16 protein-coding genes are annotated in these 13,306 nt (G+C 45.4%); 5 read left to right on the top strand and 11 right to left on the bottom strand.

Features of this window, described 5'->3' with window-relative positions; genetic code table 11:
* Window positions 1–182: 182 nt before the first annotated feature.
* Complete coding sequence (locus KP014_RS07305; RefSeq protein WP_175491889.1) at window positions 183–341, top strand: hypothetical protein; 159 nt, start codon at window positions 183–185, stop codon at window positions 339–341.
* Window positions 342–422: 81 nt separating this feature from the next.
* Here the strand turns inward: KP014_RS07305 and KP014_RS29025 are convergent, their stop codons facing one another.
* Window positions 423–545, bottom strand: coding sequence for a DUF4368 domain-containing protein (locus KP014_RS29025; protein WP_246590659.1), 123 nt, complete (start codon window positions 543–545; stop codon window positions 423–425).
* Between the two features lie 453 nt (window positions 546–998).
* On the opposite strand from KP014_RS29025, the gene KP014_RS07295 reads away from it, so the two are divergent.
* A complete protein-coding gene (locus KP014_RS07295; protein ID WP_343223062.1) occupies window positions 999–1,319 on the top strand; it encodes a GNAT family N-acetyltransferase in 321 nt (106 codons plus the stop codon).
* A gap of 12 nt (window positions 1,320–1,331) precedes the next feature.
* The gene (locus KP014_RS07290) at window positions 1,332–1,940 is read left to right on the top strand and encodes a transglutaminase-like domain-containing protein (RefSeq protein WP_036589776.1); all 609 of its coding nucleotides are present in this window, start codon (window positions 1,332–1,334) and stop codon (window positions 1,938–1,940) included.
* Between the two features lie 625 nt (window positions 1,941–2,565).
* On the opposite strand, the gene KP014_RS07285 is transcribed toward KP014_RS07290, so the two are convergent.
* The 5 genes from KP014_RS07285 to KP014_RS07265 all read right to left on the bottom strand — a co-directional run bounded on the left by KP014_RS07285 (window position 2,566) and on the right by KP014_RS07265 (window position 6,613).
* The gene (locus KP014_RS07285) at window positions 2,566–4,203 is read right to left on the bottom strand and encodes a M56 family metallopeptidase (RefSeq protein ID WP_051499449.1); all 1,638 of its coding nucleotides are present in this window, start codon (window positions 4,201–4,203) and stop codon (window positions 2,566–2,568) included.
* Window positions 4,204–4,212: 9 nt separating this feature from the next.
* The gene (locus KP014_RS07280) at window positions 4,213–4,566 is read right to left on the bottom strand and encodes a BlaI/MecI/CopY family transcriptional regulator (RefSeq protein ID WP_235949979.1); all 354 of its coding nucleotides are present in this window, start codon (window positions 4,564–4,566) and stop codon (window positions 4,213–4,215) included.
* A 184-nt stretch (window positions 4,567–4,750) separates the two neighbouring features.
* On the bottom strand, window positions 4,751–4,888 hold the full coding sequence (locus KP014_RS07275; RefSeq protein ID WP_175491890.1) for a hypothetical protein: 138 nt from the start codon (window positions 4,886–4,888) through the stop codon (window positions 4,751–4,753).
* A 34-nt stretch (window positions 4,889–4,922) separates the two neighbouring features.
* Window positions 4,923–5,570 (bottom strand): recombinase family protein, encoded by a 648-nt coding sequence (locus KP014_RS07270; RefSeq protein WP_036589778.1) that lies wholly within the window; start codon window positions 5,568–5,570, stop codon window positions 4,923–4,925.
* 476 nt (window positions 5,571–6,046) lie between these two features.
* Window positions 6,047–6,613 (bottom strand): helix-turn-helix domain-containing protein, encoded by a 567-nt coding sequence (locus KP014_RS07265; protein WP_051499451.1) that lies wholly within the window; start codon window positions 6,611–6,613, stop codon window positions 6,047–6,049.
* 183 nt (window positions 6,614–6,796) lie between these two features.
* On the opposite strand from KP014_RS07265, the gene KP014_RS07260 reads away from it, so the two are divergent.
* Together KP014_RS07260 and KP014_RS07255 are read left to right on the top strand one after the other, a co-directional pair.
* Entirely contained in the window at window positions 6,797–6,955 is a 159-nt protein-coding gene (locus KP014_RS07260) for a hypothetical protein (protein WP_175491891.1), read from the top strand.
* Window positions 6,952–8,433, top strand: a complete 1,482-nt coding sequence (locus KP014_RS07255; RefSeq protein WP_246590658.1) for a recombinase family protein — start codon at window positions 6,952–6,954, stop codon at window positions 8,431–8,433. Before KP014_RS07260 ends, KP014_RS07255 begins: the two co-directional genes overlap by 4 nt.
* Window positions 8,434–8,496: 63 nt before the next feature.
* On the opposite strand, the gene rlmD is transcribed toward KP014_RS07255, so the two are convergent.
* From rlmD to KP014_RS07230, 5 genes are all read right to left on the bottom strand, one after another.
* Window positions 8,497–9,990 (bottom strand): 23S rRNA (uracil(1939)-C(5))-methyltransferase RlmD, encoded by a 1,494-nt coding sequence (rlmD, locus tag KP014_RS07250; protein WP_090834393.1) that lies wholly within the window; start codon window positions 9,988–9,990, stop codon window positions 8,497–8,499.
* Between the two features lie 208 nt (window positions 9,991–10,198).
* Window positions 10,199–11,221, bottom strand: a complete 1,023-nt coding sequence (locus tag KP014_RS07245) for an HD-GYP domain-containing protein (protein ID WP_246590657.1) — start codon at window positions 11,219–11,221, stop codon at window positions 10,199–10,201.
* A 137-nt stretch (window positions 11,222–11,358) separates the two neighbouring features.
* Window positions 11,359–11,937 carry a class I SAM-dependent methyltransferase gene (locus KP014_RS07240; protein ID WP_036597836.1) on the bottom strand — a complete coding sequence of 193 codons (579 nt, stop codon included), beginning with the start codon at window positions 11,935–11,937 and terminating at the stop codon, window positions 11,359–11,361.
* Entirely contained in the window at window positions 11,828–12,415 is a 588-nt protein-coding gene (locus KP014_RS07235) for a nuclease-related domain-containing protein (RefSeq protein WP_281426454.1), read from the bottom strand. Before KP014_RS07235 ends, KP014_RS07240 begins: the two co-directional genes overlap by 110 nt.
* Before the next feature lie 20 nt (window positions 12,416–12,435).
* A complete protein-coding gene (locus tag KP014_RS07230) occupies window positions 12,436–13,026 on the bottom strand; it encodes a class I SAM-dependent methyltransferase (protein ID WP_090834395.1) in 591 nt (196 codons plus the stop codon).
* Window positions 13,027–13,306: the final 280 nt, after the last annotated feature.

Raw genomic sequence — 13,306 nt, 5'->3', positions numbered from 1 at the left:
TTCCGCCAGGATTTCCTCACGAAGCCCCTGCCGGATGTCCGACGAAGGGCTTCAATAAAATCAGCAGTTTTCAGTTCCATTATGGCTCACTCCAGTAATCTCTTAATAATCAGCACTCTTTCATTTTTGACAGGCCGCGAAAATATAAACAGCCTCGCCGGTGAATCAGCGAGGCTGCGGTGATGCATATGCTATTTCTCCAAAGCGGCGAGCTTCGCCTCCAGATCTGCGAGCTGCTTCTGAATATCGGCCAGTTCGGCCTTGCGCTGCTGCTCCAGAGGGCATTTTCACCCACTGTGTCTATAATTTTCCGCAAGCTGTATCATCGCCAAAACCCTTGATGCAAAAGGGGGCTATCCTGTATCAATCCCTCGCTAACAGAGCTACCGATTCAACATGACTAGAGTATCGGTCACTGTAATTTAAGCCGTAAGAAGAGCGGTGGTAGTAAACTTATAGTGAATGTTTACCGAGCCATCCGCTTGAACTTCAATCTTATCGACAAAACGATGTACCATTTCAGGAGTCATTTCGTCCAACTTCATAAACTGCTTGAGTTCTTTCTTTAATCGAACGATACTTTCCCCTGTACTATTATTATCTTGTAGAGACTGGAAGCCTTTTAACTGGTCTTGTAGGCTATACAGTTCTGCATTGCCACTCTCCGTTGCTTCCTTATATTCAGTCTCAGAAATCGTATATTCGATAGATGTAAGATAAGCGCCTTGAAGAGGGCAAGAAATCCTAGATTTATGACACTTATGACCGTACTATAAACCAAAAATTTGTATTGAATAAATATCCGTTCTGTTGCATAATTATTAATGTCGTTTCAAATAGTTTCCATTTTAGCAGAGGGGGTTTATACATACTGATAAGAAAGGCAGTAATGAGTGATTCAGAGGCGATATATCAATTAATAGAACAGTCCGCAGTTTCAGGGACAGCTATTACATCGTACTCGTGCATCTATTTACGAACACTTACAATGCTTCTATGTGGCAGTTGAAAATACTAAAATCGGAGTGACCAGTTTACATATATTAGATTTTGACTTAGCAGAAATACGTTCATTGGTTGTAAACCCTAATCTAGCACTCCGAGGAATTGGCAAGTTATTAGTAAATAAAATTATTGAAGAAACAAGAAAACTGGAAATAAAAAGATTAATATCATTAACTTATCAAGATGCTTTCTTTCATAAATGTGGATTTTTTATTGTAGATAAAGACAAATTGCCACAAAAAATATGGAAGGATTGTATTAATTGTTCAAAAATCAAGTCATGTGATGAAATTGCAATGCAAATAAACGTTTGAGGGAGGAAAAGAATGGAACTTACATGTGAATCCAGTAACCTAGATGATTATTTAGAAGAAACTGAAGAAGTTGATTATGGTCATTTTTCGATAAAAGATATATCAGCGGAATTATATAGCCAATCGTTAAATGAAATTGAATTTGTTAAATCCGCTTTTGAATTTGTTCGTGATAACATATCTCATTCTTGGGATATCCAAAGTTCACGCATTACGTGTAGAGCATCTGAAGCCCTTTTCTTCCAAGAAGGAATTTGTTATGCAAAATCAAACCTTTTGTGTGCTTTATTGAGGTGCCAAGGAATACCAACTGGTTTCTGTTACCAACGTCTAACTTTAGGAGATACTCCTGATACAGGTTACGTTATCCATGCGTTAAATGGCGTTTATCTTAGGTCAATTGGAAAATGGATTCGCTTAGATGCACGTGGAAATAAAATAGGTGTGGATGCTCAGTTCTCACTAGAAGAAGAGAAATTGGCTTTTCCTATACGTGAAGTATATGAAGAGAAGGATTATCCTGTAATTTATAAGACGCCAAATACAAAAACAACCGCCGTATTACTTCAAAATACAGATTGTATTACGATGTATCGTTATGGTTTACCTTCAGACTTGTAGCCGTTAATTTATATTAAAATAAAGGGATGTTAGGGTAATAATCACGTGACCGCTAATATAAATGGCGGTCATTTTTGTTCAAAATCAACATAGTAGAATAACAATAAAAAAGAGGGGTTCAACACCCCTCTTTACTATATCCGCCAATACATCTCAACTATTAGTATTTCCTAACCAACAGTGAGCAGCACTCCACATGTGTTGAGTTGACAGGGAGTACAGACATTAAAATAGAACTGGAATGGCATTTGCCCTTGTCTTTATATACGCCCCTATCGGGCGTTTTTTCTTTATTCGGTAATAGTATTCCCGGTGACGTACAACGTCATATGCGGCGAATGTGGGCTACTGACAACGAAAGAAGAAGACGGTTCGGCGGGGAACATCGTCCTTTCGCTTCCGATCGAAAAAACAATAAGTTAAGTATAGCCGGGCATGTCACAATATGGAACACGACATTTCGAAAAATTGCGCGTGAATTAAGTACGCCTTTTGTGGCGCCGACATACACCAATTCCCCCGGTGTACCCCTTCGCGATTACTTTTAATTTCAGTTTCAAAAACGAATAGACGCCGATCATTTAGACCGACGCCGAATAATTCTTCAAAAAACGGTAACCCCCCTTTATTTCGTCACGATAAAGTTAGGGAGATTTTTTTCAAGATACTTAATTCTTTCCGAATAATCTTGTTTTGCATGAGTTTCCGAAAGTATATTGTTCGACACTAACAAGTCATAAAATGATTTCAGCATCTGGGCTGATATAGCGGAAGTAATCATCATTCTTTGACCGTCGATCAGAACAGAAGATATTTTTTCAGGCTGTACAAGTTCAATCTGTACGCCGTTCCTGTCGATTATGAAATACATCTCCTTTACATTTTCAAACACTAAATGTTTTACTTCTGCCCCGTTTGCCAAGCGACTCTGAACTTCTTTCATTGAATAGCCCGGAATCGGATCATTTATCAGCAGCCATTTTGCAAAATCTTTTGCATCGATTTCATCTGTATCATATTTTTTCCAAACCGCGCCATTATCTTTGCTTATCTGTATTGTGTTATCCTTCATGACACGAAGATATATTTCGTTGTCCATATAAACTGCTCGATACTTTGAAGCCATAAGGCTGTCTATCAACTTCGGTACATCATATTTCTTGTTGAATGTTAAATCGTGCGGCATTAAATCTGTAGTGGTGGCACCTTGATATAATGCGGGCACAATTTCGGCTATAGGCTCGGAATTAGGATTGTCGACACCCGTAGCAGATTCCGTTTTGTCCAATGCAGAAGTCGCGAAGATGATAACGACACTGGCTACAAGCCCAATAGCGAGCAGCATCGTGGCGATAGTGATATTCTTGGTTTTCATGATCGATATAATCCTTTCTTCGGTTGAGTTTTTGGAAAAGCTACTAATCATCGGCGACAAGCCGATTTTCTTTTCTTCCAAACGTATAAGTGCCCTAGCATAAGTAGGTTTCGTGTTTTCCCCAAATTTTCGTATGACTGTTTCATCACAGAATAGCTCGATATCACGGTTGGCAAGGATATACATAACCCATACAAAAGGGTTGAACCAATGGACGCATACGCTAGTGGCAAGAATCCATTTCTTTAGTGTGTCGAATCGCTTGATGTGCGTAAATTCGTGGGTCAGGATAAGCGCAAGCTGTTTCTCTTCGTCATAGTCTAAATTTTTCGGCAAGAGTACAACAGGCCGAAAAATACCGTATGTAAGCGGAGTTGAAATATTATCTAGTTGCCTGATTTGAACATCTCGCCATAACAAATTTGAATGCTGCCATTTTCTTATAAAATCGTTTCTAATAGGCACAGCCATTTTGTAGATTTTGCGATACCTTAAATGCGGAATGATAAAAAATAAAGCACACAACGTAAAACCAACTAACCACACCCATACAATAGGCGATATTTGTGAAGCCGTCTTCAATGGCATAATCGGCGCGGTCGCATGTTCTGTAATTGGTGGCATGATTACCGTAGTTCCATTAATAAATGTTGAACTTTCTGGCGTGGGAATCAATTTTGCCACTGTAAACATTCTGCTTAAATGTTCCACTGCCGTAAAAATGCTAAATTGCGATTGAACTGAAACAGGTACAAGCAATTGAATTAGTGCAACACCCCAAAGAAACATAAAGGTCATTTTGGGCAGCTTGTGAATAAGCAAGGAACGTAAGAAAATAACTGCAAGAATAAAGACAGAAGTCGAGATACTTATTTGAAGTAACGACATTCCCCCACCTCATTCCAAACTATCGATTAGACGTTTTAAGCGGTTAATTTCTTCCGTCGATAGCCGTTTCTGCCCCAATAATGACGCAATCAGTCTATCGGGGGCGCCATCATACATTTTATTTATTAATTCTGTTGTTTCGTGTTCTTGCGCTTGCTCTCGTGTAACAAGCGCATGGCAAACGAAATTAGGTTCCTGCCGCTCGATCGCCCCTTTATCAAGGCATCTCTTGATGATGGTATACGTTGTCGTTTTACTCCAACCTACTTTTTCTTTTGCAATTTCTGCAATTCTCTTTGCTGGGGTATCGCCTTCTTTCCACAAGATTTCCATAATATTAAGCTCGCTATCGAATAACTTCATAACCAAATGAAAACACCTCGTCCATATATATTCTACTGCTGTAGAATCACATATTAACATTCTACTGTAGTAGAATCTTTTTGTCGATAGAGTCCTGTAATTTTCTTACACCAGTTCCCTCTTCCACATGCAGCCCTTCTTGATTGTCTTTGAATATTAATATTCAAACCGAAAAAGACGCCGATTATTCGACGTCAATCCATCGTTTCAAATCGCTTAAATACGCCCATTCTTCTGTATTTCCATCCGTCCATACAATTAAGGCTTCGCTAATCCGGGCGTCGATCTCGACGACATAGAAGGCGGTATTCTTGCGATTCAATACGGCGGGATACGTTTCCCCTCAACGAAGTTAATCATACGTTATCGCTGCCTTCCTGCGTGTATACGTTGATCTGTGCTTCGTATTCCTTCACGCGTCGATAGAAAGTATCTTTCGTCATGCCCGCCCATTCCATAGCGCGAACGGCGGAAATTTCGCCTTGAACCTTCCATTGTTCGTAAGCCTTAATGAAGTTTTCGGTAATACCTTGGCGCGGTCGTCCGAACCGCTTACCTTCCTTCTTAGCTGCCGCGATTCCTTCGGCTTGTCTAATGCGTATAGAATCGCGTTCCTTCTGCGCCATGTACGAAAGCAATTCCAAGACGATATTCGAAATCAACTTTTCCATTTCGCCCATACCGTTATCCCTCGGGCGCGTATCCAAGACGGGCATATCAATGACGACGATATATGCACCGATCTCTTGTGTGATCTCCTGCCATTCGCTTTTGATTTCATCTGCATTACGCCCGAGACGATCAAGTTCCTTGATATACAGCGTATCGCCCTGGCGTAGCGTCGCCTTTAACGCTTGATACTTCGGACGGTTGAAGTCCTTCCCGGATTGTTTGTCTATGTATACGTCCCGTTCATTGATTCCAAGCGCTTCCATTGCTTCAAGTTGACGGGCTTCGTTCTGGTCTTTGGAACTAACCCGAATATATGCGAATGTTTTATTCATTTCGGTTCCCCCTAGCTGGATATCGGTAATTCCAGTATGGGTAAAATATCGCAAAATGTCAATTTAGTTTTGCGACATATCAAAAGTAACGAAATCAACGTTTTGCGACACGGAAAAGGGGCGCTTATTGAATGCCGCAAAAGGTATACTTTTTGCGAATATTTCAGAATGTCGCATGGACATAAAAAAGATGCCCATTTTGCGAAAATACGACATACCGTCAAACCCAAGTGGGGAGCGGGTTTCATCGTTAATTTCCGTCAAAAGTGAGCTACATTGTATATTTTTAAAAGCCGGACATTTAAGACACTTGTCACAGCTATTTTTATATTTATGCAAATATCACTTAAGATCTAACGTAATGTATATATGTCATTGCCTTCTTTTCAAATATCGTTATGATTGTTAAAACTGTTGCGCTTGCGCTCGGACTAAACAAGACGACGTTCTATGTCGGATTGCTTAGTCCGATACTTTTATTTCTGGAATCTATTTATGAACTTATTCCATTCATCCTCGAACATATCGTCACTATATTTAATCGGAATAACTGGTTCTTCTTGAATTGGTTCTTCTTTAAGATCTTTTAGTTCTTCTTCCTGTCCGCTTCCGTTGCATAGGGTAAAGTCGCCTTTGCTTGCAGGGGTACGCAATTCAAATTGACTATCGCTGTCAAACGTCGCGGACATTACACTGCGTCCCATACGTATACCGCAGGCAAAATTGACACGATACACCGCCCGCTTATTCGTCCCGGTATACTTCCATGATCGTTCGATAATTGGCGTCCCATCGTCAAGAAGTATCTTTAGCAAGCGACCGACCCGCGCATTAGCGGCTTGTCGCGTAACGCCCATAATGTCGGCAAGCGTTTCTTGCGTCGGATAGCATACGCCGTCTTCGTTCATAAAGGAAGCGATAGCCGCAAGCGTCGTAAAGCCGTCCGCGTCTATTCTTTTCAACAATCCGTTCTTGCGAATCGCCAATACGCCGACCTTGAAGAAAATTTCCTGTTCATGGTGCTGTTCGTTTGTCTCGTTCATTCTAATCATCCTCCGCGAATGTAAAATTTCGTTGCGCTATTGCTTTGCGCATCTCACTATGTCGCCGGGAGAATGTGTCGTGTGACGGGTAAAGTCAAAATTAATTGCGCATACCGGACGTCACATTACAAATGATCGCCGCGACATAGACACGCAACCAAACACGACAAGGGGTTGTGTATTATGAAAATCATCGAGAGAACGTTTAACGGAACCGATAAACTTGAAGATGTGTTAGCCGCATTACTTCGGAATCAAATTGACAGCATTCTTTCAACTAATTACGATGAAGAAAGGGCAAATGCCATTCCTTCCAAATCAGAAGGAGCGGCAAAACAATGAAATGCGCAATATACGCACGAATAAGCACTAAGAGAGAAGAACAGAAAAACAGCCTTCAAAACCAAATAGCCTTAGCTGAACATATCGCTAAGGAATACGGTTTTACAGTTGTTGAACGGTACATTGACAACGGAATAAGCGGTTCTGGCTTTAAGAATCGTTCAGAAATTCAACGCCTGTTAGCGGATGCAAAGCGCAAAAAGTTTGACGTTGTAATTGCAAAGTCGGTCTCGCGTCTAGGACGGAATACGCTAAACAGTATGCAACTTGCCGACCAATTGGAACGTATCCCGGTACGCCTAATCCTGCCCGAAGACAGTTACGACACCGACACAAGCAAGAGTAGGTTAATGTTCAACTTGAAGGCTATTCTTGCGGAAGACGAGAACGCCAAATTGTCGGAACGTATCAAGCTGGGTTTACAGGCAAGCGCAAGGGAAGGCAGTCGAAGGGTATCCGTTCCACCTTTCGGCTATATGGTAAATCCAGTGACGAATAAATACGAGGTAGATGAAGTCGCCGCGCCTGTGGTACGCGAGATCTTCCGACTTTACCATCATAGAGGTTGGGGCATGTTCAAAATATGCAACTTCCTTATGCGGAAAGGCGTTCCGACGCCAAGAGCGACGGCAGGTGCTGCGAATGCGGGGACAAGATGGCAACAAAACACCATTAAAGGCATTCTTAACAATCCTGTGTACGTTGGCAAACTTGTATTCCGTAGGGAAGAAACGACGGGAACGTTAGCGGAGTCCGAACTTTACAAAGTAAGACGTAAAATCGAAGCCGACCAACAAATTGTTACTGATGACGCCCATCCTGCGTTAATTGCAGAAGAAGACTTTATAGCCGTCCAAGAACTCATGAAGAAGCGGGGCAAACACAAGAGTAACGGCAAAGAAAGCCTGTTCTCGTATATCGTCAAGTGTTCTGATTGCGGAAGCGGGATGCACTTTAAACCCGACAGGCGTAACGGGGCTTATGTTTGCGGCGGTTACGTAAAGCATACGTCCGCTTTTTGTTCGTCCCACATTATCGAACAGCAGAAGCTTCTTAAAGCCGTAAGAGAAGACTTGCAAGCCATAGCCAAGGATACCGTTAAGGCAGAAACGCTATTCGGTGTCGTCGAAGGCAAGGTCGCGGAATCCCAAGTTGCAGTAACGAAGGAATTGAAGCGGCTTGAAAAGCAAATTAACGAGACTAACGCCCGCTTCGATAGCTTATTGACCTTGCATGTTGACAAGGTAATAACAACAGAGCAGTTTAAGCAACAGAACGAACGTATTACCCAACAGCAAGAAGACCTTGCAAACAAAAAGGCAGAGCTAATATTGGCGTTGGAATCAAAACAGAATTTCGATCAACAGTTACATGCATTCAAAAAAGAAGTAGGACGTTTCATTACGCTTGAACTTCGACGACGAGCAAGTAATGAAACAAGTCCTACAACGGTTAATCCACAAAATCGAAGTGTTTGAAGGCGAAAGGATTAAGATTCACTATAACCTTTCCAATCCTTACGCCACCAACTAAGGTACATTCTATCGGGCTGTATCTTTTCTTTCAAGTGTTACTGTAACCTCCACACGACTCGTCTGCGGGAACATATCCACAGGCTGGACCCACTCGATGGCATAGCCGCCGTCCAGCAGTACCTTGCAATCTTTCGCCAGGGTCGAAGGATTGCAGGAGACATAGACGAACCGGTTCGGCTTGGTTCGCAGCACCGCTTCCAGGAACCGAGGATCAAGTCCGGTCCGGGGCGGGTCGGCGACGATGACGTCCGGGGTTAGGCCGGCCTTGGCCCAGCGCGGCAGCAGCTCCTCGGCTGCTCCGGTATGGAAGCTGACGTTGCTGCGGCCGTTGCGGGCCGCATTCTGCTTCGCATCCTCCACCGCTTCCGGGATCGCTTCGATGCCGCGCACTTCCTTGGCATACGGCGAGAGCCACAGCCCGATCGTACCGGTGCCGCAGTAGGCATCGACCACCGTCTCCCTGCCGGTCAGGCCGGCAGCCGCGCGTACCGATTCGTACAGCTTGACCGTCTGCTGCGGATTGAGCTGGAAGAACGCGCGCGGCGACAGCGAAAATTCCAAATCGCCCAGCGACTCCTCCATCGTGTCTTCGCCCCACAGGGTAATCGTCCGGTCGCCGAAGATGAGCGGGGTCTTCTTCGGATTGACATTTAAGGCGATTCCAATCACATCCGGCAGCGTTAAGCGAAGAAGGCGGACCAGGTCGTTCTGGCGGGGCAGCCTCGGGCTCACGGCGACAAGCGTCACCTGCAGGTGGCCGGACTGGAAGCCGTACCGGACCACGATCGTCCGCACGCCGTCCTTGGCGCCGTTCTCCTTATGCAGCGGAATTTGCAGCTCTTCCAGCACCGATTTTACTTTTTCCACCGCGTCGTTGACCTTCGGATGCTGAATCGGACAGCCGCTGATGTCGACAATATCATGGCTTCCCGCCTCGTACAGACCGGCGATAACTTCATTTCCCTTTCGCTTCAGTTGAAGCTGGGCCTTGTTGCGGTAATTCCACGGATGCTCCATACCGAGCATTGGCTTGATCTTCACGTCTTCCAGACCGGCATAACGGGAAAATGCCTCACGCACAAGCTCCGTCTTAGCCCGCAGCTGGCCTTCGTAGGAAATATGCTGAATCTGACAGCCGCCGCAGATCCCGAACACCGGACAGGGAGGTTCGATTCGGTCGGGAGACCGTTTCTCCACCTCCAGCAGCCGGGCCTTGATGAACTTCGGCTGAAGCTGCGTCACCTCAGCTTTAACGACTTCCTCCGGCAGCGCCCCATCAATAAACACGGCCTTGCGCCGGTAATATCCTATGCCTTCACCGTTAATGCCGAGCCGCTTGACTGTGACAACGATCCGGTCTCCGGTGCGGAGTTCTTCAGCATTCTCCCGGCTCGCTGCTGCCGGTGTCCGGTCTGAGCGCCGTTTATACCCGGAGCCTTTGGCCCCCGGATGTCCGCTATATGATGCGTTTCCCTTGGAGGGACGCTTGTGTTCATTCATGAAGGTTCTCCATTCTCTTTGCTTTTTCGTGTCCACTATACCATGATGCAGGAAGGAAAGCCATCGCCAGCCATACGTAAAAAAGTGTTGCTTCTGACACGTCCCCCTTGCGCACCGCCCCCCGGATAAACGCCTTATGCAAAAAGAAACGGCTGCGCCTCATCCCATGAAGGCAGCCGTTTCTCTTTTACACAACACTCCCGATTCCCTAGCTCAGGATTTGCTGGATATGAATATCTCTGTTTCGGCTTAAATCAAGCAGGGAATCCTCAATCTTAACCAGGGGATGCAGGTCGTCGAGAGAGTTAATGTGAACCACTTCAGCCAAACACCCGTCCGTCAGCACAACTTTTTTCCCGAGCAGCGCATTAATAAATTTATCCAGAAGAAGCGAGACAATTTCCGGATTCAGCTCACCAAACGAGCCTTGACGCATCAGAGTTACGACTTTGTAAAAAGGCATTGGATCCTGATACGGCCGCTTGGACGAAATCGCATGGAACACATCCGCAACCGCAACAATCTGGCTCCATAAATCAATTTCCCCTTTTTTTAGATGCAAGGGATAACCTGTTCCATCTAACCGTTCATGATGCTGCAAAGCGACAAGCATGACACGCGGACTTAAGCCGACTGTTCCTTTGAGTATCTCGTATCCGTATATGGTATGCCGCTTCATTTCATCAAACTCTTCTTTCGTCAGCTTTCCCGGCTTTAGTAGAACCTCTTGCGGGATCCGGACCTTGCCGATATCATGAATGGTGGCCGCCAGCGACAGCAGCGCAAGTTCCGACTCCTCAAGATTCAGCCACTGCCCGATTAGTGTGGACAGTACTCCCACGCCGATATTATGCTGATGAGTGTATTCATCCTTCGCTTTGACGGACTCGAAAAGCTCTAATAGATCGGGATGCCTGGAGATTTGGCGTACAACGGGGATGAGTTGGTTCTTGATTTCGATCAGGGGCACCTTGCGGTCGTATTGAAGCCGGTCATACAAATGTTTGGAATAGTTTGCGGCCTCTTGGATCAGCTTCGAAGGAGAACCCGGCGGCGTATGATCCTCTGCAGCTTGAACGAGAACATCGAAGGGGTTGATCTCATGCTGCTGAAGCAAACGGAGAGTATCCTCATTGAGGACGGAGTCGGCAGGCACTAACACGGCGCCATTTTTATTTACAATATCAAATTTCACTTTTTTACCCGATAAATGTTCAAAAGACATCATCATCAACTCCGTTTTCTGCTATACACGTACATATGACTTGGCCCCGAGGACCGACTTGCTGCTTGCTGGGCAGTGGGTTGCTTGGAACAATTATACATCCTTTTGCAAAAATCCAAGTTCAAAGAATAAAGTATCCTTCTTTAAGATGCGGGCAAAGGCGTTCGGAAAACAATGGAGTAAAATGTATCTGCCCAGAAATCCACGCTGACTATGTGTGCGCCGCAAGCCTCCAGATAAAGCCTCATCGTCTCAAGAGGAATGCGGTGACCGGGCTTCCCGTCTGGGCGGGGGTGCAGCCACTCCACGATTAGACCTCTACCGCCGGGCCTCAGCACCCGAAGCATTTCCTTTATCCCTAGCTGGGGAGCACTCAGAATATGCAGCAGGAGCGACGCGATAGCCAAATCGACAACGCCATCTTTCAGCGGAAGGTGCTCCGCGGTGCCTTCGGCCACTTCGACGTTGGTCTTTGCCGATTCCTTGGCGCGGCCGCGCAGCACATCCAGCATATAGGGCGAGGAATCCACCGCGTACACGCGCCCCTTCGTCCGCTCCGCAGCGGAGAATGTAAAATACCCTCCCCCCGCTCCAATATCCAGTATATCGTCATCATTCCCAAGGCCCGCAACGCTCAGCAGCTTCTCCGGAGGCATTCCGTTTAACCGTTCCTGCGACTCCAGCCGCTCCAGTCCGGCGCGTTCCGGTTGATGATTGTTCATACTCCACCTCTGTTATTTTTGGCTTTTTGAATATGCTCCGATCTGACTTTGGGGTCCGCATATTGATCGAAAGCTCGTCCGAACCGATCTTGCGAAGCTCCGGATCTATGCTGAATCTGCATCTCATGGTGAAGGAAATCATAGAGAAATATTTTGCCGGTTTATGTTCGCCTAAATGAGATTCAAGCGCCTTGATGTGCCCATAATTCTGCCTAATTGGGTTATACATTTTATATCGGTTGCTGACGGTCCAATATTCATCTTTGCGCCCGCCCTTAATTTCACCGTTATAATTCTTGGTCTCGATAACAAATAATCCATAGGGCGAGACAACAAGCTGGTCAATTTGGGAGTACCCTGAGCGGGACTTCGGGTTCGGTATCAAAAGATCGCTTAAGTACTTACATTCTTTTGGCAGCTGATCCAGTTGAGGTGTTATTTTTTGAATGAAAAATCCCCTGGACTGACACGCTGTCAACTTCCGTACTGAACTTAAATTTATAGAACGCGCTCGAACATTCCTTCAATAATGACTTTCGGTTTTCCATAGTAATCTTCGGTAATTTCCTGCAGACTCTTCTCACTCCAATCCGCGAACCGTTCTCTGCAGGAGTCCAGGCTGTAATAATAACGTTCAATCGGATGCCGCTTCGCTGCTTCGGCATCATTTACCGAGTTCAGGCGTACAAGCAATAAACCTCCGGGACCCAGAATACGTCCGATTTCTGCGACGATCCGGGTCATCGATTCCTTTTCAAAGTAGTGCAAGGACAGACTGGCGATAACCGCATCAAAAGACCTGTCCGCAAAAGGAAAAGGCTGCCGCGTGTCATGCAAGACAAGGGTTGCTTCCGGCACCTTTTGCCTGACTATGGAAAGGGCAGTTTCTGAAAAGTCGGTGGCAGTCACATGATAGCCATGCTCCACAAGAACCCGTGTATCGCTTCCTCTTCCGCAGCCGATTTCGAGAACCTGCTTGACTTGCAGCACTTTGAGGTACGGTAGGTACCTCTGAAGCCAGGATGGGGCATTCTGCTTCTCATTGCTTTGTATAAAGAATACATTACTGAAAGATAGTGAGATGTTCAATCTAACTACTGGAAACTACGGACAAATCCGCATGAGAAAAAGACGCCCGGTTACAAATACCGCGCGTCTTTTATGCCGAGTATTCTCCATCGTGCTCACACTACAATCCCGTGCAGTTCATCCAACGCCTCGGCTGCCGTTTTCTTGAACAAGACTTTGTTTCCTTGAGGAGCATTTTGTCACACCCGTGATAACGGGCCGTCACCATTAAATCATGAAATTAGGATCCTTTATGAATACCAAATTAAGGACCTGAACAATAAGCTGTCCAGGTCCTTCC

The organism is Paenibacillus sophorae (assembly GCF_018966525.1).
Taxonomy (GTDB): Bacteria; Bacillota; Bacilli; order Paenibacillales; family Paenibacillaceae; genus Paenibacillus_AQ; species Paenibacillus_AQ sophorae.
Note: the sequence above shows the minus strand (reverse complement) of the source record. Positions and strands in the feature narration are given on the sequence as shown.

Bases quoted from the DNA above. Each gene is read 5' to 3' on its own strand.
- KP014_RS07305 (WP_175491889.1), top strand. From the start codon at position 183: ATGCATATGCTATTTCTCCAAAGCGGCGAGCTTCGCCTCCAGATCTGC.
- KP014_RS29025 (WP_246590659.1), bottom strand. From the start codon at position 545: ATGAAGTTGGACGAAATGACTCCTGAAATGGTACATCGTTTTGTCGAT.
- KP014_RS07290 (WP_036589776.1), top strand. From the start codon at position 1,332: ATGGAACTTACATGTGAATCCAGTAACCTAGATGATTATTTAGAAGAA.
- KP014_RS07285 (WP_051499449.1), bottom strand. From the start codon at position 4,203: ATGTCGTTACTTCAAATAAGTATCTCGACTTCTGTCTTTATTCTTGCA.
- KP014_RS07280 (WP_235949979.1), bottom strand. From the start codon at position 4,566: ATGAAGTTATTCGATAGCGAGCTTAATATTATGGAAATCTTGTGGAAA.
- KP014_RS07270 (WP_036589778.1), bottom strand. From the start codon at position 5,570: ATGAATAAAACATTCGCATATATTCGGGTTAGTTCCAAAGACCAGAAC.
- KP014_RS07265 (WP_051499451.1), bottom strand. From the start codon at position 6,613: ATGAACGAGACAAACGAACAGCACCATGAACAGGAAATTTTCTTCAAG.
- KP014_RS07260 (WP_175491891.1), top strand. From the start codon at position 6,797: ATGAAAATCATCGAGAGAACGTTTAACGGAACCGATAAACTTGAAGAT.
- KP014_RS07255 (WP_246590658.1), top strand. From the start codon at position 6,952: ATGAAATGCGCAATATACGCACGAATAAGCACTAAGAGAGAAGAACAG.
- rlmD (WP_090834393.1), bottom strand. From the start codon at position 9,990: ATGAATGAACACAAGCGTCCCTCCAAGGGAAACGCATCATATAGCGGA.
- KP014_RS07245 (WP_246590657.1), bottom strand. From the start codon at position 11,221: ATGATGATGTCTTTTGAACATTTATCGGGTAAAAAAGTGAAATTTGAT.
- KP014_RS07240 (WP_036597836.1), bottom strand. From the start codon at position 11,937: ATGAACAATCATCAACCGGAACGCGCCGGACTGGAGCGGCTGGAGTCG.